This is a genomic window from Micromonospora sp. NPDC048887, from assembly GCF_040649715.1.
GTDB lineage: Bacteria > Actinomycetota > Actinomycetes > Mycobacteriales > Micromonosporaceae > Micromonospora.
Genome location: NZ_JBEZGA010000008.1, coordinates 55,449 through 79,505 on the forward strand (window position 1 = coordinate 55,449; position 24,057 = coordinate 79,505).

Sequence of the window (24,057 nt, forward strand, 5' to 3'; positions counted from 1 at the left end):
GCCGTCAGTTCGCCGACCAGCGTACGTGCCCTCAGGGCACCACATGCCCCGGGATGACGGAGCTGCGACGCGTCTCCCACTCCAGGAACCGCTCGGTCTCGGCGAGCACGCTGCCGGCCAGCCAGGTGACCATGACCGCGTCGTCGGCCAGCCCGAAGATGGCCAGTGGGATCTCCGGCAGCAGATCGATCGGCGAGACGATGTACGCCGTCGCCCCGGCCATCAGCGCCAGGCGCAGGCCACCGTCGTACTCGCCCCGGGTGGTCGCGCGGATCATCCGCGGCAGCGCCGCCAGCCGGGCCCCGAGCGACGGCCCGCCCCGCGTGCCCGCCGCCAGCGCCCGGGCCAGCGCGGCGAACGCGGCGCTGCGCTTCAACGTCTTCCCCATGATGTCGCCCCTCTCCGCTCGACCATGGTGCGGCCCGGTGGCAAGTCCGCGCCCGCTACCCCACCGGTACCCATTCCGGGCGTCGCCCAGCCATCCGATCACGGACAGCAGTGGTCGTACCGGCGCGATACTGTCGGCTCATGGGGGACGCTGGTTCCGTCGCGCCGGTCCGCCGGCAGCGCGCCCGGCAGATCGTCCGCCTCGCGGCGGTCGGCACGGGCGCCACGGTCGCGGCCACGCTCGCCACCGGCGGGGTGCTGCTCGGCCAGGCCCGGCAGGCCCGCCGCACCATCCCGATGGCCCAGGCCCCGCCGCCTCGCTGCGACGGCGTCTACGGGGCGAGGCTGCCCGGCCCGCCGATCACCATGGTCGTCCTGGGCGACTCCTCCGCGGCCGGCTACGGCGTGCACAGGCGCCGGGAGACGCCGGGTTCGCTGCTCGCCACCGGGCTGTCCCGCCGGCTGCACCGGCCGGTCCGGCTGCACCGGTTCGCCGTGGTCGGCGCGCTGTCGTCCGGTCTGAAGCCGCAGGTCGAGTCCGCCCTGGAGGTCGAGCCGGACGTGGCGGTGATCCTGGTCGGCGGCAACGACGTCACCAACCGCACACCGTTCCCGGTGGCCGTGCGCTACCTGGTCGACGCGGTCCGCACGCTGCGGGCAGCCGGCTGCGAGGTGGTCGTCGGCACCTGTCCCGACCTGGGCACCATCCGGCCGATCCAGCCGCCGCTGCGCTGGCTGGCCCGGCGCTGGAGCCGCCAGCTCGCCGCCGCGCAGACGGTGGGTGTGGTCGAGGCCGGCGGCCGTGCCGTCTCGCTCGGTGACATGCTCGGGCCGCGGTTCGCCGCCGACCCCGGGCGGATGTTCGCCTGGGACCGATTCCACCCCTCCGCCGAGGGGTATGCGATAGCCGCGGCGGCGTTGCTGCCCACCGTGCTGTCCGCGCTGGGCGCGGTCCCGGAACGCAGACCTGTCCTGCCCGGCGTGGAAGGCGTACGGTCGCTCCCGGAGGCCGCTCACCAGGCGGCCCGGCACGCCGGCACGGAGGTCAGCGGCACCCAGCTGCGGGGTCGCGACCGCGGGCCGGGCGGGCGGTGGGCGCAGCTTCGCCGGCGGGCCTTCTTCGGCGTCGGCGCGGTGCCACCGACCGGCAGCGCCGCCGACTCGGCAACGCTGGAGGGAACGGCATGAGCGAGCGAATCGGCCGGCTCAGCGCGAAAATGCCTCATGGCGGCACGGAGCGAAGCGGAGTGACGGCATGAGCGAGCGCAGCGAGCGAATCGGCCGGCTCAGCGCGAAGGTGCCTCATGGCGGCACGGAGCGAAGCGGAGTGACGGCATGAGCGAGCGCAGCGAGCGAATCGGCCGGCTCAGCGCGAAGGTGCCTCATGGCGGCACGGAGCGAAGCGGAGTGACGGCATGAGCCAGCGCGGTGAGGTGGCCCGGTGGGGCCGGGCGGCGGCCCTGTCGCTGCTGGCCGGCACGGTGGGCGGCGCGGCGGTCCTCGCCGGCCAGGCCATCGCCGCCCGCAGCCGGGAGTACGCCCAGCCCGAGCTGGGCCTGATGCTGCGCGCGACGGTCGGACGCGCCGACGCCCCGCCGCTGCGGCTGGTGCTGCTGGGCGACTCGTCGGCGCTCGGCGTGGGCGTCGACCGGTTCGAGGACACCATCGGCGGCCAGCTCGCCAACCTGCTCGCGGAGGGGCCGGCCGGCCGGCGGGTGCAGTTGTCGAGCGTCGGTGTCTCCGGCTCGCGCGCGACCGACCTGGCCACCCAGGTGGCGCGGGCACTGCTCGGCGAGCGGCCCGACGTGGCGGTGGTGCTGATCGGGGCGAACGACGCGACCGCCATGGCCCGGCCCGGTGACGCGGCGGCCTATCTCGGCTCGGCGGTACGCCGGCTGCGGGAGGCCCACGTCGAGGTGGTCGTGGGCACGTGCCCGGATCTCGGCGCGGTCCGCGCGGTCGCCGCCCCGCTGCGCCAGGTGCTCGGCTGGTCGGGACGGCGGATGGCGCGGGCCCAGACGGCGGCCGTGCTGGACGCCGGCGGCACCGTCGTCGACCTGGGCACCGAGACCGGTCCGGTGTTCCGCGCGGACGCGGGCACGCTGTGCCACGACGGCTTCCACCCGTCCGCCGACGGCTACCGGGTCTGGGCGCACGCCCTGCTGCCGGCCGTCGAGGCCGCCACCGCTGTCGCGTTCCGGCACCACAGGCGACCGCCCACGGGGTGACATTTCCCGCCCGCCTCGCGGCTTCCCGCGCATGTTACTAGCGCGTTAACGTTGGCTCATGCCGATTGAGTCGCCCCGCGACGCCGTCATCGTCGCCACCGCCCGGTCCCCCATCGGCCGCGCGTTCAAGGGTTCCCTCCGCGAGGTCCGCCCGGACGACCTCGCCGCCACGATCGTCCAGGCCGCCCTCGACAAGGTCCCGGCCCTCGATCCCACCACCATCGACGACCTCTACCTCGGGTGCGGTCTGCCCGGTGGCGAGCAGGGCTTCAACATGGCCCGGGTGGTCGCCACCCTGATGGGGCTGGACGGCCTGCCCGGCGCCACGCTGACCCGCTACTGCGCGTCCTCGCTCCAGACGACCCGGATGGCGATGCACGCGATCCGGGCCGGTGAGGGCGACGTGTTCGTCTCCGCCGGTGTGGAGATGGTCTCCCGGTACGCCCGGGGCAACTCGGACACGCTCCCGCCGGAGGCGCAGGCGCTGGTCGGGGGCGGCTGGGAGAACCCCCGCTTCGCCGAGGCGCGGGAGCGTTCCGCGGCCCGCGCGAAGGGCGGAGCCGAGGTGTGGACCGATCCGCGCGAGGCCGGTCAGCTCCCCGACATCTACCTCGCCATGGGTCAGACCGCCGAGAACCTGGCCCAGGTCTACGACGTGACCCGCGAGGACATGGACGCGTTCGGCGTCCGCAGCCAGAACCTCGCCGAGAAGGCGATCGCGGACGGCTTCTGGGCCCGCGAGATCACCCCGGTCACCACGCCGGACGGCACTGTGGTCAGCACCGACGACGGTCCGCGTGCCGGGGTGACACTGGAGGCGGTGGCCGGCCTGAAGCCGGTGTTCCGCCCGGACGGCCGGATCACCGCCGGCAACTGCTGCCCGCTCAACGACGGCGCCGCCGCCGTGGTGATCATGAGCGCGCAGCGCGCGTCCGAGCTGGGGCTCACCCCGCTGGCCCGGATCGTCTCCACCGGTGTCACGGGGCTCTCCCCCGAGATCATGGGTCTGGGCCCGGTCGAGGCGTCGAAGCAGGCCCTCAAGCGGGCCGGCATGACCATCGACGACGTCGACCTGGTCGAGATCAACGAGGCGTTCGCCGCCCAGGTGATCCCCTCGTACCGGCAGCTCGGCATCCCGGAGGAGAAGCTGAACGTCGCCGGTGGCGCGATCGCCGTCGGCCACCCGTTCGGCATGACCGGCGCGCGGATCACCGGCACGCTGCTCAACGCGCTGGAGTGGCACGACAAGACCATCGGTCTGGAGACCATGTGCGTCGGCGGCGGCCAGGGCATGGCGATGGTGCTCGAACGACTGAACTGAGACCGGTTCGCCGGGGCACGGGCCGGGTACGGGAGGCCGCATGGCGACCGTCGTGGAACGTGAGCGCAAGTACTCCGGCGACGAGGGTTTCCGGCTGCCCGACCTGACCGGGTGCGGTGGCGTCGTGACCATGTCCGACGCCACCGTCTCGGATCTGGACGCCGTCTACTGGGACACCGACGATCTGCTCCTGCTGCGCAGCGGGCACGCGCTGCGCCGGCGTACCGGCGGGCACGACGCGGGCTGGCATCTCAAGGTGGGCGCGGTCGGCGGTGCCCGGGTCGAGCACCGGTTCCCCGCCGGGGCGTCCGACGACGGCCCGCCGCCCGAGCTGGTCGCGCTGATCCGGGCCGCGTCGCGCGGTCGCCCGGTGGCCCCGGCGGCCCGGGTCGTCAACCGCCGCCGGGAACGCGGGCTGCTGGACGCGGACGGCCGGGTGCTGGCCGAGGTGGCCGAGGACGACGTCCGGTCCGAAGACCTCGTGGACGGCACCGAGCGGGCCTGGCACGAGATCGAGATCGAGCTGGTCGAGGGCGACGAGGGTCTGCTCGACGTCGTCGGCGAGCGGCTGCACGCGGCCGGCGCCCGGGACGTGGCGGTCAGCAAGTCGCACCGGGCCGTCGCCGCCCGGATCGAGCGCTTCGACGACCAGGAGCCGGACGGTCCGGCAGGGCAGGTCCTCGCGTACGTCCGGGCGCAGCGGGACGCGATCGTCGGCAACCACGCGGCCGCGTACCAGGGGGACGAGGACGCGGTCCACGACATGCGCGTCGCGACCCGCCGGTTGCGGGCGACGCTGCGTACCTTCCGGGGCCTGTGGGACCGCCGGGAGAGCGAGACGCTCCGGGCCGAACTGCGCGGGCTCGGCGGCGAGCTGGGCCGGGTCCGTGACACCCAGGTGATGGCCGTCCGGCTCACCGACGCGGTGCACGAGTTGCCGGACGAGCTGGTGCTCGGCCCGGTGGCCGCGCGGATCCGCGAGCGGTTCGCCGCCGACCTGGCCGAGGCGACCGCGGCGCTGCGGTCGGCGCTGGACGCCGACAGCTACCCCGCCCTGCTGACCCGTCTGGACCGGCTGGCCGACGGGCCGCCCGCCGACGTGGGCCGGCGCTGGGTGGAGCGCAGGGTCCGCCGCGCGGTACGCCGCGCCGACCGGCGGCTGGACCGGGCGCTCGCCACCACCGGGCCGGCCGGTGACGCCGCGTCGCACGAGGCACGCAAGAAGATCAAGGCCGCCCGGTACGCGGTGGAGGTGCGCGAGCCGGCCGCCGGCAAGCCTGCCGCCCGTCTGGTGAAGCGGTTCAAGGCGCTCCAGAATCTGCTCGGCACCCACCAGGATTCGGTGGTGACCCGCGAGGCGCTCCGGCGGCAGGCGCTCCAGGCGTACGCCGACGGCGAGAACACGTTCACCTACGGCCTGCTGCACGCGCGGCAGGCCGAGGCCGCCGGCCACGACCGCCCCGCGGTCCTGCGGGCACGCGATCGGGCCCGGCACCGCAAGGTACGCCGCTGGCTGAAGCGGGGCTAGAGGGCGGTGCGGGTTCGGGTCACCGCGTCGGTGGCGGTGACCAGGACGGGCTCCGGGGGCGCGGCGCGCGTGAGGTCGGCGGTGACCACTCGGAGCTGGTCGGGCAGCGCCAGATCGGCGGGGAGGCGGGGCACGTCGCGGCGCGGCTCACCGGCCGCGTCGGCGGCCAGGTCGGCGATCTCCTGGACCAGCTTGTGCACCAGGTCGGCCCGGGACACGTTGCCGCCTTCCGCCTTGGCCGACCAGCGCGGCTGCTGCCAGTGCCCGACCTGTCGGACCAGCAGGGCCACCGCCCGGTCCAGTTCCGCTGCGCTCATCGCCGCCGAGTCTACGGTCAGCGGCGTACGTAGCTGAGCAGGCGGAGGATCTGCCAGTACAGGAAGATCAGCCCGACCAGCAGCCCGAAGGCGCAGTACCAGGCGTAGCGGCGGGGCAACCGGTTCGCGGCGGACCGCTCGACCAGGTCGAAGTCGAGGATGAAGCTGAGCGCGCCGGCGATGATCGCCACCACCGAGAACAGGTACGGCAACCAGCCCACCCGGTCGCTGAGGCTGTAGACGACCGCCCCCTGCCGCCCGGTGAACAGGTACGCGACCAGGTTGACCAGGCCGATCGCCACGATCCCGACGAGCGTGCCGATGACCAGCCGGGCCAGGCGCGGGGTGGCGCGGATCAGCCGGGCCCGGTAGAGCACCGCCATGCCGAGGAAGACGCCGAACGTGCCGACCACCGCCTGCGCCACGATTCCCGGATAGACCAGCTCGAAGGCGCGGCTGGCCACCCCGAGCAGTAGCCCTTGCAGAACGGCGTACCCGACGATGACCGGAGGGCTGGTGATCTGCTTCAGCGAGATGACGAGCACCAGGGCGAGGCTGGCCAGCGCGCTCCCGGCGAGCGCGGCGGAGATCCACGCGGCCTGCGGCACCACCACCCAGGACACCGCCGCCGTGACGCCGGTGACCAGCAGCAGGCCCACGGTCCGGCTGACCACGTCGGCCACCGTCATCGTGCCGGCGGTCCCGACCCCGAGCACCTGCCGCTCGGCGCGGCCGACGTCGTCCAGCCGGTCCAGCACCGGGTTGGCGCTGCGCACCGTGACCACCTCCCGCCCACGTACCCGGATCCCACTCTGCCCCGGGCGGCCCGGCGGGGACGGGGAAACGGCGACGCCCGCCGCCGCGGATGCGGCAGGCGGGCGTCGTCGGGGAGGGCGTGATGTCAGTCGTCGCCCTGGAAGTAGCTGAGCAGCCGCAGGATCTCGATGTAGAGCCAGACCAGGCCCACCACGATGCCGAAGGCGGCGGTCCACGAGTAGCGCTGCGGGAGGCCCATCCGGACCCCCTCCTCGATGTCGGCGAAGTTGAGCACGAAGCTCAGCGACGCCACCACGATGCAGACCAGGCTGAAGCCGATCGCGAGCGGGCTGCCGTCACGCAAACCGGTGTTCACGCCGAACAGCGCCAGCACCAGGTTGACGAGCATCACGCCGAACAGGCCGGCCATGATCGCCACCATGATCCGGGTGAACTTCGGGGTGGCCCGGATGATCCGCGCCTTGTAGATCATCGCCATCAGGAAGAACACGCCGAACGTGGCCACGACCGCCTGGAGCACGATGCCGTCGTAGAGCGACTCGAACGCCTTGCTGACCATGCCGACGAAGACGCCCTCGATGACCGAGTACGCCACGACGAGCGCCGGGTTGGCCATCCGGGAGAACGAGATGATCAGGCCGAGCACCAGGCCGACCACCGCGGCGCCGATCCAGGCCACGCCGACGAGCGAGTCCGGCACGAGCACCCAGGCCGCAGCGGCCGAGGCGCCGAGGATGGCGAGCATGAGGACCGTCTTGACGACCACGTCGTCGAGGGTCATCGGGGTCACGGTGGGCGGGGCCACCGGCTGGCCGTAGCCGCCCGGGTAGGGCTGGGCGTAGGGCTGCTGGGGGTACTGCTGCGGGGCGTACTGCTGCTGCGGGTACTGCTGCTGGGGGTATCCGGGCTGACCGTACGGCCCGGGCTGGGCGTACCCGGCCGCCCGCTCACGCTCTGCCGCCTGGCCGAGCCGGGCGAGCACCGGGTTCGAGGACTTCACTTCTCAGGCCTCCCTCAGGGGGTCGATCGCACGAAAGACGCGCTACTCCAGGGTAAACGTGGCCGCAATCGCGCGTGCTACGCCTAGCTGTGGGAAACCTGAGAGTTCGGGTGCCCGGGGCGGGGGTCGAACCCGCACGCCTTGCGGCAGCCGCTTTTAAGGCGGCCGTGTCTGCCGTTCCACCACCCGGGCGGGTGACACCGGCGCGTCGACACGCGGCGGTACAGATCTCACCGTAGCGGCTCGGCCGCGACGCGGCGTACCCCGACGGGTGCGGCCGTTATGGTCGAGGCCGTGACCAGCCCCGCCCGCCCGGCACTCCGGCCCGGCCGCCGCCGGGCGGCCCGCCCGGCGGCGGGCACGCGGCGGGTGACGGCGGCCCTCCGGCGGCATCGCGCGGACCTGCTCGCGGGGTTGGCGTTCGTCGCGCTCGTGGGCTGGCTCACCCACGGCCTCTGGCCGGCGCCGGGCACGCGTGTGCTCGCGCTCAACCCGGCCGACCAGACGCTGTACGAGTGGTTCCTGGCGCTGGACGCGCGCGCCCTGCGCGGCGAGCTGAGCCTGGTCACCGACCGGCTGAACGCGCCGGACGGCGTCAACCTGATGGCGAACACCTCGGTCGTGGCGCTGGGCGTGCTCTTCGCCCCGGTCACCCTGGCGTTCGGGGCACCTGTGACGTTCGCGCTGCTCGTGGCCGTGAACATGGCGGGTACGGCGCTCGCCTGGTACCTGCTGTTCACGCGTGTCCTGTGGGCCCGCCGGCTCGCGGCCGCACCCGGTGCGGCGCTGTGCGGCTTCGGGCCGGGCATGGTCTCGCAGAGCAACGGCCATCTGCACATGACCGCGCAGTGGCTGGTCCCGGTGCTGGTCTGGCTCGTGGTCCGGCTGCTGCGCGCCGCCGACCCGGCCGGTCGTCCGGACGGTCCGGACCGCCGCCGCATGACGTCCTCGACGGCCGGGCTCGCCGCCGTCGTCATCGTGCAGGTCTTCGTCGGCGAGGAGGTGCTGTTCCTCGCCGCGCTCACCCTGGCGGTGGTCACCGTCGCGTACGGGCTGGCCGACCGGGACCTGGTGCGCCGGGCCGGTCGCGGCTTCGCCGGTGGGCTGCTCGCCGCCGCCGGGCTGGCGCTGCCGGTGCTGGCGTACCCGCTGTGGGTGCAGTTCGCCGGCCCCCAGGGCGTCGCGGACGGCATGTTCCCACCCGCCTACTTCTCCGCCGACCTGATCGCCTGGACCCGCCTCTCCGCGCTGTCGGTGTTCGGCAGCCCGGAGGCGGTACGGCTCACCACCGGCCCGGCCGAGTTCACCTCGTTCCTGGGCTGGCCGCTGCTGCTGGTCGCCGTCGGCTGCGCGGTCTGGCTGGGCCGGCGCGCACCGGTGGTGGCGCTCGTGGCCGGCGCGCTGACGATGGCCGCGCTCGCGCTCGGCCCCGAGGTGGTGGCCGGCGGGGAGCGGACCGGGATCCCCGGCCCGTACGCACTCCTGGCCGGGCTGCCGCTGGTGGACGGCGCGCTGCCCACCCGGTTCGCGCTCGCGGTGCTGCCGCTCACCGGCACAGTGCTCACCCTCGCCGTGCACCGGGCGCTCGGCGAGTCCGGGCGGGCCCGCCGGGTCGTCCCGGTCGCGGTCGGCGCGGCGCTGCTCACCGTCCTCCCCGCGCCGCTGCCCACCATGGACCGGCCGCCGCTGCCCGAGTTCGTCACCGGCGGCCACTGGCGGCAGTGCGTACGCCCCGGCGGCGTGCTGGTGCCGGTGCCCACCGCCACCCCGCAGGACCCCTGGCCGATGCGCTGGGCCACCGCCACCGGCGTCGCGTTCGCCATGCCGGAAGGCTTCTTCATCGGCCCGTACGGCCGGGACGGCTCGGCCACCATGGGCACCTGGCAGCGGCCCACCTCGGCCCTGCTCGCCGAGGTGGCCCGCCGGGGCGTGGCGCCCGCTGTCGGTGACCGGCAACGCCGCCAGGCCGCCCGGGACGTGGAGTTCTGGCAGGCCTCGTGCGTGGCGGTGACCGACGACGCCCCGCACGCGGAGATGCTGCGCCGCACCCTGGAGCAGCTCTACGGCCCCGGCGTCCGGCTCGCCGACGCCTGGACCTGGCGGTTCTGACCCCCGGTGACGGCGAAGGGCCCCTCCCATAAGGGAAGGGCCCTTACGCGAGACGCGTCAGACGCGCGCCGGGACCTGCGGCGCGGACGCCTCGGCGAACTCCTCGCGCGGGTCGTGCAGCTGGCCGAGCGCGACCACCTCACGCTTGAGGAAGAACGCGAGCGTCCAGTCGACCACCACACGCACCTTGCGGTTGAACGAGGGGATCCGCGACATGTGGTACGTCCGGTGCATGAACCAGGCCGGCCAGCCGGTCATCTTGATGCCGTAGACCTGAGCCACGCCCTTGTGCAGGCCGAGGCTGGCCACGCTGCCGGCATGCTTGTGCTTGTAGTCGACCGGCTCGCGCCCGCGGATGACGTTGGCGATGTTGTCGGCCATCCGCGCGGCCTGCCGCACCGCGTGCTGGGCGCTCGGGGAGCAGAAGTTGCCAGGCTCCTTGGTCAGGTCCGGTACGGCGGCGCAGTCACCGGCGCTCCACGCGCCCTCGACCACCCGGTCGCCGTTCACGATCTGCAGCGTCGGCCGGCAGGTGACCCGGCGGCGCTCGTCGCGCGGGAAGTCGGTCGCGTCGAGCATCGGCGACGGCTTCACACCGGCGGTCCAGACGATGGTGTCGGACGGGAAGCTGTCGCCGTCGGAGAGCTTCACCACACCGTCGACGCAGGACTCCAGCCGGGTGTCCAGGCGGATGTCCATGTCGCGCTTCATCAGCTGCTGCACCGTGTAGGCGCCCATGTCCCGGTCGACCTCGGGCAGCACCCGCTGGGTTGCCTCGACGAGCACCCAGCGCATGTCCTCGGGCTTCAGCTCCGGGTAGTAGCGCAGCGCGTCCCGGGCCATGTCCTCCATCTCGGCCAGCGCCTCGATGCCGGCGTAGCCGCCGCCCACGAAGACGAACGTCAGCGCGCGGCTGCGTACTGCCGGGTCGGTGGTGGAGGCCGCCACGTCGAGCCGGTCCAGCACGTGGTTGCGCAGGAAGATGGCCTCGCCGATGGTCTTGAACCCGATGCCGTTCTCGTGCAGGCCGGGGATCGGCAGGGTGCGGGAGACCGAGCCGGGGGCGACGACCACGTGGTCGTACTGGATCTCCCGGGCCGGGCCGCTGATCGGCTGCACCACGGCGGTCTTGCGGTCGTGGTCGATCCGGGTGACGGTGCCCGCCACCACGGTGCACTTGCGCAACTCCCGCCGCAGCGGCACCACAGCGTGCCGAGGGGAGATGTTGCCCGCCGATGCCTCCGGGAGGAACGGCTGGTACGTCATGTGCGGCTGCGGGTCGACGACGATGACCTCGGCCTCACGCCTGTTCAGCTTCTTGGACAGGCGCAGAGCGGCGTACAGGCCCACGTGACCGGCACCCACGACAAGGATCCGCTTCGGGTTCACGTCATCTATCTTTCCCCGGGGTCCCCGGGTAATCCCGCGCGAGACCCCCTTCTGTGACGGAGCACAACCCGTGTGACCTGCGCAACGTCACCGGAACGCAGCGTCACCGGCGTCGCAGCAGCCACCCCAGCAGCGCGCTCAGACCCACCGCCACCAGCAGCCCCACCGCTGTCACCGCCTGCGAGCCGTCCGTCCCGCCCACTCCCCCGAGCCACGCGAGCACCACGCCCAGCACGGCGCTGGCGAGCACCACGCCGCCCGCCCGGCCCAGCCACCGCAGCACCACGTCCGGGTCGATCAGGCCGTCGTAGGGCAGCAGCGCGGCGAGCGCGCAGAGCGAGTGCGCCAGGTAGAGCAGCGTCGCCACGGCGAGCAGCCGCCACAGCGCCGGCGGCCGGTCGAAGCCGAGCGTGGCCAGGAGCCAGCCGCCGACCGTGACCAGCGCGGTGAACGTCGGCCAGATCCGGCGCGGCCCGGCCGCCGGCAGCACCGCGGCCACCGTCAGGGCCAGCAGCGAGCGGGAGGTGAAGGCCTGCACCGGGTACGCGAGCAGGAAGCCGGCCAGCACGGTGAGGAAGATGCCGCCGCGTACCAGCAGCGGCAGCGGGCTGACCCGGGCGGCGGCGTACCGCAGGGCCCGCACCCGCTCGACGACCGCGTTCACCGGGCCCGCCTCTCGTTCACCGCAACCCCGCCTTCGGGGCGGTCGCCAGCCGGGCCACGTCGCGCAGCACCTCGTCCAGGCTGCCGGAGCCCGCCCAGCGCACCACCGGCACCCCGTGCTCCCGGAGCTGGCCGATCATCGTGTCCCGGTCCAGCCGCCACAGCCGGTACGCCACCTCGGCCCAGCCCCGCTCCTTCGGCACCGGAAGCTCGGCCGGCAGCGTGTCCACCGCCACCACGAACCGCCCGCCCCGGGCCAGCCGGGCCAGCATCTGCGCGGACCGCTCGTCGAGCAGCGGGGTGAGCACTACCACCAGGGCGTCCGAGGAGAGCACCTGCGGGCCGAAGACCTGGTCGTACGGCTCGTGCGGGGACGAGTCGGCCTGCACGTCGAGCAGCCACTCCAGCACTGTCAGGTACTGCCGCCGCCCGGTGGCCGGGCGCAGCCGGCGGGCGGACGGGCCGTACTCCAGCATCGACACCCGGTCGCCGCGGTGCAGGTAGTGCTCGGCGATCGCGGCGGCGGCCCGGACCGTGGTGTCCAGCACCGACGCGGTCCCGTTGACGCCGCCGGAACGGCCCGCCTCGGCCAGCACGTCCAGCAGCACCACCACCTCGGCGTCCCGGTCCGAGAGCGTCGACGCGACGTGCAGCTGCCGGGCCCGCAGCGACACCCGCCAGTCGATCCGGCGCAGCCGGTCGCCGGGCGCGAACACGCGCACCCCGGCCAGTTCGCCGCCCTCGCCCGGCCGCCGCGAGCGGTGCGCGCCGACCAGCCCGGCGGCCCGGGGCATCGCCTCGACCGCGTCGAACGGCTCGGTACGCGGATAGACCCGGGCCCGGATCGGCTCGGTGATCACCGCGCGGGAGACCAGCAGCCCGTCGGCGGCGGCGACCCGCACCCCGGCCGGGCCGATCGGGTGCCGGCCCCACCGCAGCGCGGTGCCGGTCAGTTCCAGGTCGACGGCGCTGCCCCGGGGTACGGAGGTGACGAACGGCCGGTCCGCGCCGCCGGAGCGGCTCACGTCCAGCCCGGTGCCGCCGAAGCCCACCTGCTTCACCCGCAGCCAGCGCGACATCCGGGTGCGGACCACCGCCAGGTCGTACCCGATCAGGTCGGGGTTGGCCACCGCGACGGTGGCGGCCATCGGCGCGCCCTCGACCAGGTGGGTGTCCGCGACGCCCAGTTCCAGCTCGGGCAGCCCGGCGGGACGGCGGCGCAGGGCGTACGCGGTCCCGAGCGCGAACGGCGTGGCGAGCACCACCAGGTCGATGCGGCCGAGCAGGACGGCGACGACGAGCAGCACGCCGGTGAGCAGCACGGCCCGGCCGAGCGCCCAGGTGGGCGCCCAGCCGTTCGCCGCGTCGGCCCGGTCCATCAGCGTCCGGCGGCGTAGCTGGGCAGCGCGCCGCTGGCCGGGGCGGGCGTGGACTCCAGCACCTCGCCGACCACGAAGGACGGGTCGACCCGGCGCAGCCACATCTCCGGCCGCAGCGTGATCCGGTGCGCCAGCGCGGGCGCCGCCACCGCCTTGACGTCCTCCGGCACCACGTAGTCCCGGTTGGCGAGCACCGCCCGTACCCGGGACAGCAGGAGCAGCGCCAGCGAGCCGCGCGGGGACGCGCCGACGAGCACCGACGGGTGCTCCCGGGTGGCGGCGGTCAGCGCCACGATGTAGCGGCCGATCGAGTCCTCGACCACCACGTCCTCCAGGGCGGCCTGCATGGCGCGCAGCGTGGCGGCGTCCACCACCGGCTTGATCTCGGCCTCCTCGCGGCGGCGGGCGAGCCGGCGGCGCAGCACGTCCCATTCCTCGTCGTGGCTGGGGTAGCCGAACGACACGCGCAGCAGGAACCGGTCGAGCTGCGCCTCCGGCAGCGGGTACGTGCCCTCGTACTCGATCGGGTTGGCGGTGGCGAGCACGTGGAACGGCTCGTCCAGCCGGTAGGTCACGCCCTCGACCGAGACCTGCTTCTCCTGCATCGCCTCCAGCAGCGCCGACTGCGTCTTCGGCGGCGTCCGGTTGATCTCGTCGGCGAGCAGCAGGTTGGTGAAGACCGGCCCGGCCCGGAACGCGAAGTCGCCGCTGCTCTGGTCGTAGAGGAACGAGCCGGTCACGTCGGCGGGCAGCAGGTCCGGGGTGAACTGGAGTCGCCGGAAGTCCAGCCCGAGCGCCTGCGCGAAGCACCGCGCGGTGAGCGTCTTGCCCAGGCCGGGCAGATCCTCCAGCAGCACGTGACCACCGGCGAGGATGCCGGCCAGCACCAGCTCCAGCGCGTCGCGCTTGCCGACCACGACGGTGCCGACCGCCTCCAGGACGGCCCGGGCGAGCCGGCCCACCTCGGCGGGGGCCATGCTCCGGTCCACGTCGTTCATCAGATCTTCTCCAGTTCGGCGACGATCGCCGCGAGGTCGCGCGGCGACGGAGGGCGGCGGACGGGGGTGGCGAGGAACGTCCACAGTGGTTCGCCCAGCACCGACCGGGCGCGGTCCGGGTCGGACTCCCGGGTGACGCCGTGGCGCTGGCGCAGCCGTTCGTCGGCCAGCTCGCCGAGGCGGGGCAGGATGCGCTCGTTGAACCGGTCCCGGTTGTCGGCACACCAGTCCAGCGGGCGTTCCCAGCCGTTGATCGCGGCACGCAGCGCGTCCCGCGCCGACCAGTTCCAGGTGCCGGGCTCCTCGCCGGCGGGCGCGCGGGCCCCCGCGCGGGGCGGCGGCGGAGGTGAGAGCGTGGTGGTGACCCGGCGTACGGCGAGCACCGCGAGCACCCCGGCCGCGATGATCCAGACCGGCATCTTCAGGCCGACAGCGCGCAGCCCGACCACCACCACGACCACGATCGCGGCGGTGACAGCGGCGGTCCGCAGCAGCAGCCGGGCCCGGCCGCCGCCGGAGGGCCGGGTCTCCTCCCCGGCGGGCTCCTCGCCGAACGAGAGCAGGTCGTCGATGCTGCTGCTCACGACGCCTCCCCCGCCGCCAGGCTGGTCAGCTCGCCGCGCAACCGGCGCAGCGCGGCACGGGCCTGGTCCCGGGTGTGCTCGTCGACCGGGTGCGTGGCGTACCGGGCCTCCCGGTAGACGTTCGCGAAACCGTCGAGCACGTCGGCGCTGGCGATCGCCGGGATGCCGGCCGCCGGGTCGCCGCGCAGCAGCCGCGCCACCAGGTCGGTCGGGGTGTCGCCGGTGTGCCGGGGCACGCCCGCGTCCTCGGCGGCCTCCTCCAGGCGTACCCAGCAGGCGATGACAGCGGTTCGCGGGTCGGTGGAGCGGTCGTCCAGTTCGACGAGTCCGGCGTCGAGCGCGGCCACCACCTCGCGGGCGGTCCCCTCGGCGGTACGCCGGGTGCGCCGCACCGGCACCGCGCGGGTGGTCCGCCGCAGCGCGCCCCGGAGCACGTTCCACAACACGTACCCGATGGCGGCCAGCACCGCCGCGAACAGCAACGCCACGGCGGCGGTGGCCAGCCAGTCGGGCACGCCGCCCGAGGTGGGCTCGCCGACGTCGCGCGGCTCCACGGGGATCGACGGCACGGCCTCCGGCGACGGGTAGTCCGGCACGTACGGGATGGTGTCGGCGGCGGGCGGGATCCGGCTGGCCCCGATGGCGGAGTGACCGGCGGCGAACGCGGCGAACGCGAGCAGCACCGTCACCGCGGCGACCGGCCACCACCTGCGCAGTACGCCGAAATCCATCCCACCGCCTCAGGTGTTCCTCAGTCCACCCCGGCCAGGTGCTTCGCCCGGGTGAACACGTCGTCCAGCATCGCCGGTGTGAGCCGTCCGGTGAATGTGTTCTGCTGGCTGACGTGATAGCAGCCCAGCAACGCCGGCACCGACTCGCCGGACCAGTGTGCCCCATGACCGAACGCCGGTCGCGGTGTGGGCGGTCGCTGCCCGTACACCTGGCGTAGCACGGGCCACCACGCGGCCCACGCGAACGCGCCGAGCGCGACCACGACGCGCAGCGTGGGACGGACCAGTTCGACCTCGCGGTGCAGCCACGGCGCGCAGGTGTCCCGCTCGGCCGGGGTGGGTTTGTTGTCCGGCGGCGCGCACCGCACGGCGGCGAAGACGCGGGTGTCGCGCAGCGTCAGGCCGTCGTCGGCGGACACGCTCGTCGGCTGGTTGGCCAGCCCGGCGCGGTGCAGCGCGGCGAACAACACGTCGCCGGACCGGTCCCCGGTGAAGATCCGGCCGGTGCGGTTGCCGCCGTGCGCGGCGGGCGCCAGGCCGAGGATGGCGATCCGCGCGTCCGGCGGGCCGAGGCCGGGCACCGGCCGTCCCCAGTAGTCCTGGTCGCGGAACGCCGCCCGCTTGACCCGGGCCACCTCCTCGCGCCACGCCACCAGGCGCGGGCAGGCGAAGCAGTCGCTGACCGCGCCGTCGAGGTCGGCGAGGTCGGTCGCCCGCGCGGCGCGGGCGACCACGTCCTGCGGGGTACGCGACTCAGCCAAGCTTGGCCCGGAACAGTTCCAGCGTGCGGGCCCAGGCGGTGGCCGCGGCCCGCTGGTCGTAGTGCTCCGGCCGGTCCTCGTTGAAGAACGCGTGCGCGGTGCCCGGGTAGTCGAACGTCTGGCAGGTGCCACCGGCCGACTCGATGGACCGGCGTACGCTCTGCACCCCGTCGGCCGCGGACAGGCCGTCCGCCTCGGAGCAGTGGATGAGCGCCGCCTTGCCGGCGTAGCCGGCCCAGCCGCCCTCGTCGGCCGCCCCGACGGCCATGCCCTCCCAGGGCAGGCGAGGATAGAACCCGGCGGTGGCCACGATGCGCTCGGAGAGCGTGGCGGACCACAGGGCCAGGCTGGCACCCGCGCAGAACCCGGCGCAGCCCACCTTGCCGGCGACCTCCGGCCGGCTCGCCAGGTATTCGGCGGCGGCGGCGATGTCGGTCGCCGCCTCGTCCATCTGAGAGCTGTTGAGCATCAGCCGCGGCTCGGTCGGCTTCACGGCCGGCCCGCCGTGCCGGAAGTCGGGCGCGAGGGCGACGAAACCGGCCTCGGCGAAGCGGTCGACCACGGCCCGGACGTGGGGCACGAGGCCCCACCAGTCCTGGATGACGATGACCGCCGGGCTGGCCGCACCGCCGGAGGGTATCGCGAGATACCCCTCGCTCGTCCCCCCGTTGCCGGTGAAGCTCACCATCTCGCCCATGGGCCCGTCCTCCTTGCGGTCAGTCAACGTTGGCTGGTCGCACAGTTGGCTGTTACGTGCCGGTAGCGTGCCACGCGGTGAGCGGCCCGGGGAAGACGGAACAACAGTGGCATTCACCTCCTGTCGAACCGCCGGACAGGTACACACGCCGGGTATAGCGATTGCTAAACTAGCTCCCGTGGTGGCTGGAGACTGGGACGTCTAACTGGTCGACGAGGTGCGGCAGTGGCTCGACACTCTCGACGCGTCCACCCATGCGCGGGTGGTGCAGGTGATCGACCTCCTGGCCGAGCACGGACCAGGACTCGGACGGCCCCTTGTCGACACCATCCACGGTTCGTCGATGGCGAACTTGAAGGAGCTCCGGCCGGGCACCGTGCGTATCCTTTTCGCGTTCGACCCGTGGCGCTCGAGCATCCTCCTGGTCGCCGGCGACAAGTCCGGCCGATGGAAGACGTGGTATCAGGAGGCCATTCCCGTCGCCGAGCACCGCTACGAGCTCTACCTCAAGGACCGGGCACGAGAGGAGGGGAAGGCATGAGCGACTACTCCCGGTGGCAGGACATCCGCGCCGACCACGTCGCCCGGGCCGGCGGGGAAGAGGCGGTCGATGCGGGTAAGCAGGAACTTCTCGCGGAGGTCATCGGTCACCGCCTCGCGGAGGTACGGCGGGCGCGCGGCCTGACCCAGCAGCAGGTCGCCGACCGGATGGGCGTCACCAAGGGACGGGTCTCCCAGATCGAGCAGGGGAAGATCTCCGGCCAGGAGGTGGTGGCGCGGTTCGCCGCAGCGCTGGGCGGCCGGCTCCACCAGGCGATCTACTTCGACGACGGTGACATCGCCGCCATCGCCTGACAGCGGCTCCGCGCGAGATCTTGGAAGATTGCGGCCCTCATGAGGGCCGTTTCCTTCCAAGATCTCGCGCGGTCGAGCGCACTCAGGGGGTTGACGTGGGTTCCGGGGAAGCACTGGGGGTGGACGGGGCGGGCGGCGGGGCCGCGGATGGGGTGATGCTGTCCGTGGGCGCGGGTGCGGGCGGGGCGATCGACGGCGAGACCGGCGGGCCGAACGGTGCCAGCTCTGGGCAGTACGGGTAGGTGTTACGCATCTCCAGCACCGCGCCCGTGTCGGCCATGCAGCTCGGCCAGCCGAGCGTGATCGGCACGCCGTTCTGGTCGAAGAGCCGTGCGTCGCGGATCAGCCGCCCCTGCTGGTCATAGACGAAGACGTCCTCGATCCGGTCGTACCGGTGGTCCACCGACGTCTGCTCGTAGCCGCTGTAGACGTCGGAACTGGCGTTCCGGTCCACATCGACGAGCACCGCGAAGCCGAAGAGCAGCAGCCCGGCCGTACCCAGCCGGTGCAGGCGGCGCGGCCAACCGGTGAAGGCCACGGAACGGCGGCCGAGCCACAGTGACGCGACCACCGCGCCGATGAGCAGTAGCAGGCCGGCCGACGCGTTGTCGTTCGGCCGGGGCAGCAGACCGGGCCGGCCACCGTCCACCATCACGCTGATCAGCAGCGCGGCCAGCCAGCCGCGTACCAGCCACCAGGCCGGGCGCAGCGGACGCAGGAAGTCGCTCACCGTCTCGTGCCCGAGCACCGGGCCGAGCTGACGGTCCAGCAGGCGCACCTGAGTGGCCGCCCGTTCCCACACCTCGGCGAGATGGTGGAAACGCGCCGGTCGCCGCCCCTCCCCGGCGCCGGCGGCGGCACGCAGTTCGGCCGCGTACGCCTCGGGGGTGCCCAGCCGGTCCACCAGCGCGCCCTCGCCCTCGGCGGCCACCTCGGCGAGGTGTTCCGGCAGGTCCTCGGTCAGCTCGTCGCTGACCGCCGGCGGCAGGTCGGCGAGCGCCGCGCGCACCCGGCCGACGTAGTCCGTGATCTCCTGCCCAGTGACGGTCATGCCGCCATCCCCCGATCGTCGAGCAGTGCGTCCATGGTGGTGGCGAACGAGCGCCAGGTCTTGCCGGAGCGGGTGAGCTGGTCACGCCCGGCGGTGTTGAGCGAGTAGTACTTGCGGTGCGGCCCGGACTCGCTGGGCACCACATATGTGGTGAGCAGGCCGGCGGCGAACAGGCGGCGAAGCGTGCCGTAGACGGAGGCGTCGCCGACCTCGGTCAGGCCGGCCTCGCGCAGCCGGCGCAGGATGTCGTAGCCGTATCCGTCCTCGTCCTTGAGCACGGCGAGCACCGCCAGGTCGAGCACGCCCTTGAGGAGCTGCGTGGTATCCACACCCCGCACACTAGTACGCAATCCACACTACCGTCAATCACACAGCACCACGCTCCCCGCCTCCCCCGCCTCCGCCTCCCCCCGCCGACGCACGGTGATCAAGGAGTTTGCGTCCGGAGAGCGCGGTCCGGATGACCCAAACTCCTTGATCACCGGGAGGAGGGGCGGGCGGTCCACCCGATGAAACGGTCGAACAGGTCGGCCGGGTTCGGGTTGGCGGCCAGGAGGTCGGCGGTGGCGTCGAACAGGCAACCGGCCATGTGGATCGACAGGGCGACGCGGTCGCGCCGGTAGTCCAGCAGCAACAACAGGCGGGCCGGCTGGCACGGCCAGGGGGCCGCGCACACCCGGCACAACCACAACGGCCGCATCGGTACGTGCGGCCGCACGACCCGGCGACCGCGATCGGGTACGGGAGAACAGTTCCGCACAGTCATCCCCCGATCGTGCTCGCGTCGTTGCCGATCGTCAACCCCTATCGCTGTTATCGATCGTCGGACAATCGCAGCTACCTACCGTCAAGGGGTGGTGGAGTTCGTGGGAATCGCCGAGATCCGAGACATGCTCGGTGGCGTCTCGCGTGCCCGCGCGTCGGTGGTCGCTTCGCGACGTGACTTCCCCGCGCCCTATCAGGTGCTGAGGATGGGCCAGATCTGGCGGAAGTCCGACGTCGAGAAGTGGATCAGGGAGCACCGCCCCGACCTGGCGACGTCGTAACTCCCCGGCCCTCCTTGTCGACCAAGGAGTTCCTGTCCCCGGAGGCGTCCGGATCTGACACAAACTCCTTGATCACCGTCGAAGAAGGCGAGGGTCAGGCGAGGCTCCAGGCGATGCCGTCGAGGATGTCGTGCTCGGAGGCGACCACCGACGGCATCCCGGCCCGCTCCATGATGATCCGCAGCACCAGCGCGCCCGCGCCGATCACGTCGGCCCGCCCGGGGTGCATCACCGGGTACGCCAGCCGCTGCTCACTGCTCTTGCCGAGCAGGTCGGCGGTCACCTCGGCCACCTGCTCGTACGAGATGCGGGCGTGGTGGATGCGGCTCGGGTCGTACTCCTGGAGCCCCTGCGCCAAGGCGACCACTGTGGTGACCGAACCGGCGAGCCCGACCAGCGTGGCGGCCTCGCGGCCGGGCACGACGGCGAGCGCGCGGTCGACGGCGGCGGCGATGTCGGCCTCGGCGGCGGCGATCTCGGCAGCGCCGGGCGGGTCGCCGTGCAGGTGCCGTTCGGTCATCCGGACGCAGCCGATGTCGACCGAGATCGCGCCGCGCACCCCGTCGGCGCGGGTGCCGACCACGAACTCGGTCGAGCCGCCGCCGATGTCGACCACCAGGTACGGCGGCTCGGCGTCGGCGGGCAGGCCGCGCACCGCGCCGGTGAACGACAGCCGTGCCTCCTCGTCGCCGGTCACCACCTCGGGCGGTACGCCGAGTGTGCGCTCGACCATGGCACGGAAGTCGGCGGCGTTCGAGGCGTCGCGGGAGGCCGAGGTGGCGCACATGCGTACCCGCTCGGCGCCGGACTTCTCGATCTCGGCCGCGTAGTCGGCGAGCGCCACCCGGGTCCGCTCGACGGCCTCCGGGGCGAGCATGCCGGTCTGGTCGACGCCCTGCCCCAGCCGGACGATCTCCATCCGCCGGCTGACGTCGCGCAGCGGCGCCGTCTCCCCGGCCGACGCCTCGGGCAGGTCGGCGATCAGCAGTCGGATCGAGTTGGTCCCGCAGTCGATGGCGGCCACACGCGCACTCACGGCGCCCACCCTACGGCAGCCCGCGCACGGTCAGAGGCGCAGCAGCATGCGGGTGTTGCCCAGGGTGTTGGGCTTGACCCGTTCCAGGTCCAGGAACTCCGCGACACCCTCGTCGTAGGAGCGCAGGAGCTGCTCGTACACCGGCTGCGGGACGGGGGCGCCGTCGATCTCGCGGAAGCCGAACGAGCCGAAGAAACCGGTCTCGAACGTGAGCACGAAGATCCGGCCGATGCCCAGCTCACGCGCCGAGTCGATCAGCTCGCCCACGATCCGGTGCCCGATCCGGTGGCCCCGGCAGGACGGGTCCACTGCCACCGTCCGGATCTCGGCCAGGTCCTCCCACATGACGTGCAGCGCGCCGCAGCCGACCACGGCACCGCTCGACGTCACCGCGACCCGGAACTCCTGCACGTCCTCGTACAACGTCACGGTGGCCTTGCTGAGCAGCCGGCGATCGTCGGTGTAGGTGTCCACCAGCCGCCGGATGCCGCGCACGTCAGTGGTGCGGGCCCGGCGCACGGTGATCTCGTCGGCGCTCATCTCACTCCGCCCGCGGCACGTCCACGCAGGGACCGGCCGCCCACCACTTCTCCACCAGCGCCAGCGTCTCGTCGCCGAACGGGTTGACCCCCGGCCCGGCGGCGAGCGCGTGCCCGAGGTGCACGTGCAGGCACTTCACCCGCCCCGGCATGCCGCCGGCCGAGATGCCGGCGATCTCCGGCACCTCGCCGATCGCCTCCCGGCGGGTCAGGTAGTCCTCGTGGGCCGCCCGGTACCGCGCGGCCAGCTCCGGATCCTCCGCCAGCCGCTCGGCCATCTCCTTCATCAGCCCGGCCGACTCCAGCCGGCTGCACGCCGCTGTGGCACGCGGGCAGGTCAGGTAGAACAGCGTCGGGAACGGCGTGCCGTCGGCCAGCCGGGGCGTCGTCTCCACCACGTCGGGCAGGCCGCAGGGACACCTGTGGGCCACCGCGCGGGTGCCGCGCGGCGGGCGTCCGAGCTGCGCGGCCACCGCGGCCAGGTCGGCCTCGGTGGCCGGCTGGCGTTCCGGCAGGGGTACGGAGTCCGCCGCCGGCTCCGACGGTGGTACGACGCTCAAGATGGTGCCTTTCGTGTGGTGCTCACTTGTCCCCGCGCTCGGCGTTCGCCGCCCGCACGCTCGACCACAGGGTGTCGTACCAGGGCTCCGGCGCGGTCGGCGCCCCCGGCTTCGCGTCCTTGCCGGCGTCCTTGGCCGCGCCCTCCGGGTCGGAGAGCACCACCAGCAGCGTCTCGCCCGGCTTGCCCATGAAGAAGCGCTCCCGGGCCTGCGTCTTGACGTACTCCGGGTCCTTCCACTTGGCCGCCTCGGCGGTGAGCCGCTCGATCTCGTCGCGCTGGGCGGCCTGCGCGGCCTCCATCCGCTCGATGTCGGCCTGCTGGTCCAGGTAGACCCGGACCGGATAGGTGTACGCCAGCGCGAGCGCGATCAGCACCGCGAACAGCACTGTGGCGCGCCCGGTGAAGCGCCGGGGTTGGGGTGCGGTGAGCCGCTTGACCGGACCACCGGCGGCGGTACGCCGGGCCGCGGCGGGACGGCTCGCGGGGCGTACGCCGTCGGTGGCACGGGACGCGCCCGGTGACCGGCCGGCGGCGCGCGCCTCCGCGCGGACGCCGTTGTCGCGTGCCGTGGACCGGACCCGGGCCCCGCCCGCCCGGCCGGGCTGACCCGGCCGACGGGCGGGCCGCTGCCCACCCGGTGTGCGGCGCTGCTGCATCGTCACACCCCTCCCCCGGAGCGCTCGCTCAGGCCGAACGGTAGCGCGGGAAGGCGCCCGCCCCGGCGTACCGCGCCGCGTCGGCCAGCTCCTCCTCGATCCGCAGGAGCTGGTTGTACTTGGCCACGCGGTCCGAGCGGGCCGGTGCGCCCGTCTTGATCTGCCCGCAGCCGGTGGCGACGGCCAGGTCGGCGATCGTGGTGTCCTCGGTCTCGCCGGAACGGTGGCTCATCATGCACTTGAAGCCGGCCCGGTGGGCCAGGTCGACGGCGTCGAGCGTCTCGGTGAGCGAGCCGATCTGGTTCACCTTGACCAGCACCGCGTTTGCGGCCTGCTCGGCGATGCCCCGGGCGATGCGCTGCGGGTTGGTGACGAACAGGTCGTCGCCGACGATCTGGATCCGGTCGCCGAGCGCGGCAGTGAGGGTGGCCCAGCCGCTCCAGTCGTCCTCGGCCAGCGGGTCCTCGATCGAGACGATCGGGTAGTCGCCCGCCAGCTTGGTGTAGTAGTTGCTCATCTCCTCGGCGCTCTTGGCGCTGCCCTCGAACGTGTAGGTGCCGTTGTCGAAGAACTCGGTGGCGGCCACGTCGAGCGCGAAGACGATGTCGGTGCCGAGCCGGTAGCCGGCCTTCTCCACCGCCTCGGCGATCAGGTCCAGCGCGGCGGCGTTCGTGGGCAGGTTCGGGGCGAAGCCGCCCTCGTCACCCAGGCCCGTCGACAGGTCCTTCTTCTTCAGCACCGACTTCAGCGCGTGGTAGACCTCGGCGCCCGAGCGCAGCGCGTCCCGGAACGTCGGCGCGCCGATCGGCGCGATCATGAACTCCTGGATGTCGACGTTCGAGTCGGCGTGCGCGCCACCGTTGAGGATGTTCATCATCGGCACCGGGAGCAGGTGCGCGTTCGGGCCGCCCAGGTAGCGGAACAGGCTCAGCTCGGCGCTGCCGGCGGCGGCCTTGGCCACGGCCAGGGAGACGCCGAGGATGGCGTTCGCGCCCAGCTCGCCCTTGTTGTCCGAGCCGTCGATGTCGATCATCTTCTGGTCGATCAGCCGCTGCTCGCTGGCCTCGTAGCCGATGAGCTGGTCGACGATCCGGTCCTCGATGTTGGCGACCGCCTTCTCGACACCCTTGCCCAGGTAGCGGTCGGAGTCACCGTCGCGCAGCTCGACCGCCTCGAAGGCGCCGGTGGAGGCGCCGGACGGCACCGCGGCACGGGCGATCGTGCCGTCGTCGAGCCCGACCTCGACCTCGACCGTCGGGTTGCCCCGCGAGTCCAGGATCTCCCGGGCGACGATTCCCTCGATGGTTGCCACTGAGTCGCTCCTCGTTTGTGTGGTTCCGGTCCATATGGGCCGCGACGGTGCGGCTGAGGCAGGTGTTGAACGCAGCGTATCGGTCCCCGCCCCGCCGCACGCCGCTCGGGGCAGCCCTCGACGCGCCTGCT

Annotated in this window: 28 protein-coding genes and 1 tRNA gene; 8 read left to right on the forward strand and 21 right to left on the reverse strand. The window is 73.4% G+C overall.

The genetic code is table 11. The features are described from left to right. Positions 1 to 31: 31 nt before the first annotated feature. Positions 32 to 388, reverse strand: coding sequence for a YkvA family protein (locus AB0C17_RS14655; protein ID WP_357381709.1), 357 nt, complete (start codon positions 386 to 388; stop codon positions 32 to 34). Between the two features lie 140 nt (positions 389 to 528). Here AB0C17_RS14655 and AB0C17_RS14660 point away from each other — a divergent pair, with 140 nt between their 5' ends. The 4 genes from AB0C17_RS14660 to AB0C17_RS14675 all read left to right on the forward strand — a co-directional run bounded on the left by AB0C17_RS14660 (position 529) and on the right by AB0C17_RS14675 (position 5,464). Further along, the gene (locus tag AB0C17_RS14660; RefSeq protein WP_357381707.1) at positions 529 to 1,575 is read left to right on the forward strand and encodes an SGNH/GDSL hydrolase family protein; all 1,047 of its coding nucleotides are present in this window, start codon (positions 529 to 531) and stop codon (positions 1,573 to 1,575) included. A gap of 227 nt (positions 1,576 to 1,802) precedes the next feature. Beyond that, on the forward strand, positions 1,803 to 2,615 hold the full coding sequence (locus tag AB0C17_RS14665; RefSeq protein ID WP_357470184.1) for an SGNH/GDSL hydrolase family protein: 813 nt from the start codon (positions 1,803 to 1,805) through the stop codon (positions 2,613 to 2,615). A gap of 58 nt (positions 2,616 to 2,673) precedes the next feature. Beyond that, positions 2,674 to 3,936, forward strand: a complete 1,263-nt coding sequence (locus tag AB0C17_RS14670; RefSeq protein WP_357381703.1) for an acetyl-CoA C-acetyltransferase — start codon at positions 2,674 to 2,676, stop codon at positions 3,934 to 3,936. Between the two features lie 40 nt (positions 3,937 to 3,976). Beyond that, a complete protein-coding gene (locus AB0C17_RS14675) occupies positions 3,977 to 5,464 on the forward strand; it encodes a CYTH and CHAD domain-containing protein (RefSeq protein WP_357470181.1) in 1,488 nt (495 codons plus the stop codon). Here the strand turns inward: AB0C17_RS14675 and AB0C17_RS14680 are convergent. The 4 genes from AB0C17_RS14680 to AB0C17_RS14695 all read right to left on the reverse strand — a co-directional run bounded on the left by AB0C17_RS14680 (position 5,461) and on the right by AB0C17_RS14695 (position 7,750). Further along, positions 5,461 to 5,781, reverse strand: coding sequence for a hypothetical protein (locus AB0C17_RS14680; RefSeq protein ID WP_357381699.1), 321 nt, complete (start codon positions 5,779 to 5,781; stop codon positions 5,461 to 5,463). The two genes, AB0C17_RS14675 and AB0C17_RS14680, sit on opposite strands and share 4 nt — an antisense overlap. A 17-nt stretch (positions 5,782 to 5,798) precedes the next feature. After that, the gene (locus tag AB0C17_RS14685; protein ID WP_357478852.1) at positions 5,799 to 6,557 is read right to left on the reverse strand and encodes a Bax inhibitor-1/YccA family protein; all 759 of its coding nucleotides are present in this window, start codon (positions 6,555 to 6,557) and stop codon (positions 5,799 to 5,801) included. A gap of 125 nt (positions 6,558 to 6,682) precedes the next feature. Then, positions 6,683 to 7,558: a Bax inhibitor-1/YccA family protein gene (locus AB0C17_RS14690; RefSeq protein ID WP_357381695.1), complete on the reverse strand. Its 876-nt coding sequence runs from the start codon at positions 7,556 to 7,558 to the stop codon at positions 6,683 to 6,685. A gap of 111 nt (positions 7,559 to 7,669) precedes the next feature. Beyond that, positions 7,670 to 7,750 (reverse strand) — tRNA-Leu (locus tag AB0C17_RS14695). Between the two features lie 90 nt (positions 7,751 to 7,840). Here AB0C17_RS14695 and AB0C17_RS14700 point away from each other — a divergent pair. Further along, positions 7,841 to 9,667, forward strand: coding sequence for a hypothetical protein (locus AB0C17_RS14700; protein ID WP_357478855.1), 1,827 nt, complete (start codon positions 7,841 to 7,843; stop codon positions 9,665 to 9,667). 57 nt (positions 9,668 to 9,724) lie between these two features. On the opposite strand, the gene AB0C17_RS14705 is transcribed toward AB0C17_RS14700, so the two are convergent. The 8 genes from AB0C17_RS14705 to AB0C17_RS14740 all read right to left on the reverse strand — a co-directional run bounded on the left by AB0C17_RS14705 (position 9,725) and on the right by AB0C17_RS14740 (position 16,869). After that, entirely contained in the window at positions 9,725 to 11,056 is a 1,332-nt protein-coding gene (locus tag AB0C17_RS14705) for an NAD(P)/FAD-dependent oxidoreductase (protein ID WP_357470175.1), read from the reverse strand. A gap of 103 nt (positions 11,057 to 11,159) precedes the next feature. Further along, complete coding sequence (locus AB0C17_RS14710; protein WP_357381689.1) at positions 11,160 to 11,720, reverse strand: hypothetical protein; 561 nt, start codon at positions 11,718 to 11,720, stop codon at positions 11,160 to 11,162. Between the two features lie 16 nt (positions 11,721 to 11,736). Further along, positions 11,737 to 13,098 carry a DUF58 domain-containing protein gene (locus tag AB0C17_RS14715; RefSeq protein WP_357381687.1) on the reverse strand — a complete coding sequence of 454 codons (1,362 nt, stop codon included), beginning with the start codon at positions 13,096 to 13,098 and terminating at the stop codon, positions 11,737 to 11,739. Beyond that, complete coding sequence (locus AB0C17_RS14720; protein ID WP_357381685.1) at positions 13,098 to 14,096, reverse strand: MoxR family ATPase; 999 nt, start codon at positions 14,094 to 14,096, stop codon at positions 13,098 to 13,100. Before AB0C17_RS14720 ends, AB0C17_RS14715 begins: the two co-directional genes overlap by 1 nt. Beyond that, the gene (locus AB0C17_RS14725; protein WP_357381683.1) at positions 14,096 to 14,680 is read right to left on the reverse strand and encodes a hypothetical protein; all 585 of its coding nucleotides are present in this window, start codon (positions 14,678 to 14,680) and stop codon (positions 14,096 to 14,098) included. The genes AB0C17_RS14720 and AB0C17_RS14725 overlap by 1 nt, the downstream gene beginning before the upstream one ends. Beyond that, positions 14,677 to 15,411: a DUF4129 domain-containing protein gene (locus AB0C17_RS14730; RefSeq protein WP_357381681.1), complete on the reverse strand. Its 735-nt coding sequence runs from the start codon at positions 15,409 to 15,411 to the stop codon at positions 14,677 to 14,679. Before AB0C17_RS14730 ends, AB0C17_RS14725 begins: the two co-directional genes overlap by 4 nt. Positions 15,412 to 15,431: 20 nt before the next feature. Then, positions 15,432 to 16,145: a uracil-DNA glycosylase gene (locus tag AB0C17_RS14735; protein ID WP_357479027.1), complete on the reverse strand. Its 714-nt coding sequence runs from the start codon at positions 16,143 to 16,145 to the stop codon at positions 15,432 to 15,434. A 19-nt stretch (positions 16,146 to 16,164) separates the two neighbouring features. Continuing rightward, on the reverse strand, positions 16,165 to 16,869 hold the full coding sequence (locus AB0C17_RS14740) for a dienelactone hydrolase family protein (protein ID WP_357478857.1): 705 nt from the start codon (positions 16,867 to 16,869) through the stop codon (positions 16,165 to 16,167). Between the two features lie 205 nt (positions 16,870 to 17,074). Here AB0C17_RS14740 and AB0C17_RS14745 point away from each other — a divergent pair, with 205 nt between their 5' ends. Both AB0C17_RS14745 and AB0C17_RS14750 read left to right on the forward strand, forming a co-directional pair. Next, on the forward strand, positions 17,075 to 17,410 hold the full coding sequence (locus AB0C17_RS14745) for a type II toxin-antitoxin system RelE/ParE family toxin (protein ID WP_357479031.1): 336 nt from the start codon (positions 17,075 to 17,077) through the stop codon (positions 17,408 to 17,410). Beyond that, on the forward strand, positions 17,407 to 17,724 hold the full coding sequence (locus tag AB0C17_RS14750; RefSeq protein WP_047891389.1) for a helix-turn-helix transcriptional regulator: 318 nt from the start codon (positions 17,407 to 17,409) through the stop codon (positions 17,722 to 17,724). Before AB0C17_RS14745 ends, AB0C17_RS14750 begins: the two co-directional genes overlap by 4 nt. An 82-nt stretch (positions 17,725 to 17,806) precedes the next feature. On the opposite strand, the gene AB0C17_RS14755 is transcribed toward AB0C17_RS14750, so the two are convergent. The 3 genes from AB0C17_RS14755 to AB0C17_RS14765 all read right to left on the reverse strand — a co-directional run bounded on the left by AB0C17_RS14755 (position 17,807) and on the right by AB0C17_RS14765 (position 19,451). Continuing rightward, positions 17,807 to 18,775 carry a hypothetical protein gene (locus AB0C17_RS14755; protein ID WP_357478860.1) on the reverse strand — a complete coding sequence of 323 codons (969 nt, stop codon included), beginning with the start codon at positions 18,773 to 18,775 and terminating at the stop codon, positions 17,807 to 17,809. After that, a complete protein-coding gene (locus AB0C17_RS14760; RefSeq protein ID WP_041798804.1) occupies positions 18,772 to 19,104 on the reverse strand; it encodes a PadR family transcriptional regulator in 333 nt (110 codons plus the stop codon). The genes AB0C17_RS14755 and AB0C17_RS14760 overlap by 4 nt, the downstream gene beginning before the upstream one ends. Positions 19,105 to 19,253: 149 nt before the next feature. Continuing rightward, positions 19,254 to 19,451: a hypothetical protein gene (locus AB0C17_RS14765; protein ID WP_357478863.1), complete on the reverse strand. Its 198-nt coding sequence runs from the start codon at positions 19,449 to 19,451 to the stop codon at positions 19,254 to 19,256. A 190-nt stretch (positions 19,452 to 19,641) separates the two neighbouring features. Between AB0C17_RS14765 and AB0C17_RS14770 the strand changes: the two genes are divergently transcribed. Then, a complete protein-coding gene (locus AB0C17_RS14770; protein WP_357479033.1) occupies positions 19,642 to 19,821 on the forward strand; it encodes a hypothetical protein in 180 nt (59 codons plus the stop codon). A gap of 94 nt (positions 19,822 to 19,915) precedes the next feature. On the opposite strand, the gene AB0C17_RS14775 is transcribed toward AB0C17_RS14770, so the two are convergent. From AB0C17_RS14775 to eno, 5 genes are read right to left on the reverse strand one after another with little or no spacing between them, the layout of a single operon-like run. Then, positions 19,916 to 20,845: a Ppx/GppA phosphatase family protein gene (locus tag AB0C17_RS14775; protein ID WP_357479035.1), complete on the reverse strand. Its 930-nt coding sequence runs from the start codon at positions 20,843 to 20,845 to the stop codon at positions 19,916 to 19,918. A 42-nt stretch (positions 20,846 to 20,887) separates the two neighbouring features. Continuing rightward, entirely contained in the window at positions 20,888 to 21,397 is a 510-nt protein-coding gene (locus AB0C17_RS14780) for an amino-acid N-acetyltransferase (RefSeq protein WP_357470166.1), read from the reverse strand. A gap of 1 nt (position 21,398) precedes the next feature. Beyond that, positions 21,399 to 21,956: a DUF501 domain-containing protein gene (locus AB0C17_RS14785; protein WP_357478866.1), complete on the reverse strand. Its 558-nt coding sequence runs from the start codon at positions 21,954 to 21,956 to the stop codon at positions 21,399 to 21,401. Between the two features lie 22 nt (positions 21,957 to 21,978). Beyond that, the gene (locus AB0C17_RS14790) at positions 21,979 to 22,614 is read right to left on the reverse strand and encodes a septum formation initiator family protein (RefSeq protein ID WP_357479038.1); all 636 of its coding nucleotides are present in this window, start codon (positions 22,612 to 22,614) and stop codon (positions 21,979 to 21,981) included. Between the two features lie 28 nt (positions 22,615 to 22,642). Further along, the gene (gene eno, locus AB0C17_RS14795; protein ID WP_357381665.1) at positions 22,643 to 23,926 is read right to left on the reverse strand and encodes a phosphopyruvate hydratase; all 1,284 of its coding nucleotides are present in this window, start codon (positions 23,924 to 23,926) and stop codon (positions 22,643 to 22,645) included. Positions 23,927 to 24,057 lie beyond the last annotated feature (131 nt).

What these genes read in the sequence shown, in the direction of transcription:
- AB0C17_RS14675 (WP_357470181.1), top strand. Translation starts at nt 3,977, where the DNA reads ATGGCGACCGTCGTGGAACGTGAGCGCAAGTACTCCGGCGACGAGGGT.
- AB0C17_RS14755 (WP_357478860.1), bottom strand. Translation starts at nt 18,775, where the DNA reads ATGACCGTCACTGGGCAGGAGATCACGGACTACGTCGGCCGGGTGCGC.
- AB0C17_RS14720 (WP_357381685.1), bottom strand. Translation starts at nt 14,096, where the DNA reads ATGAACGACGTGGACCGGAGCATGGCCCCCGCCGAGGTGGGCCGGCTC.
- AB0C17_RS14740 (WP_357478857.1), bottom strand. Translation starts at nt 16,869, where the DNA reads ATGGGCGAGATGGTGAGCTTCACCGGCAACGGGGGGACGAGCGAGGGG.
- AB0C17_RS14790 (WP_357479038.1), bottom strand. Translation starts at nt 22,614, where the DNA reads ATGCAGCAGCGCCGCACACCGGGTGGGCAGCGGCCCGCCCGTCGGCCG.
- AB0C17_RS14700 (WP_357478855.1), top strand. Translation starts at nt 7,841, where the DNA reads ATGGTCGAGGCCGTGACCAGCCCCGCCCGCCCGGCACTCCGGCCCGGC.
- AB0C17_RS14660 (WP_357381707.1), top strand. Translation starts at nt 529, where the DNA reads ATGGGGGACGCTGGTTCCGTCGCGCCGGTCCGCCGGCAGCGCGCCCGG.
- AB0C17_RS14670 (WP_357381703.1), top strand. Translation starts at nt 2,674, where the DNA reads ATGCCGATTGAGTCGCCCCGCGACGCCGTCATCGTCGCCACCGCCCGG.
- AB0C17_RS14680 (WP_357381699.1), bottom strand. Translation starts at nt 5,781, where the DNA reads ATGAGCGCAGCGGAACTGGACCGGGCGGTGGCCCTGCTGGTCCGACAG.
- AB0C17_RS14715 (WP_357381687.1), bottom strand. Translation starts at nt 13,098, where the DNA reads ATGGACCGGGCCGACGCGGCGAACGGCTGGGCGCCCACCTGGGCGCTC.
- AB0C17_RS14780 (WP_357470166.1), bottom strand. Translation starts at nt 21,397, where the DNA reads ATGAGCGCCGACGAGATCACCGTGCGCCGGGCCCGCACCACTGACGTG.
- AB0C17_RS14655 (WP_357381709.1), bottom strand. Translation starts at nt 388, where the DNA reads ATGGGGAAGACGTTGAAGCGCAGCGCCGCGTTCGCCGCGCTGGCCCGG.
- AB0C17_RS14665 (WP_357470184.1), top strand. Translation starts at nt 1,803, where the DNA reads ATGAGCCAGCGCGGTGAGGTGGCCCGGTGGGGCCGGGCGGCGGCCCTG.
- AB0C17_RS14730 (WP_357381681.1), bottom strand. Translation starts at nt 15,411, where the DNA reads ATGGATTTCGGCGTACTGCGCAGGTGGTGGCCGGTCGCCGCGGTGACG.
- AB0C17_RS14750 (WP_047891389.1), top strand. Translation starts at nt 17,407, where the DNA reads ATGAGCGACTACTCCCGGTGGCAGGACATCCGCGCCGACCACGTCGCC.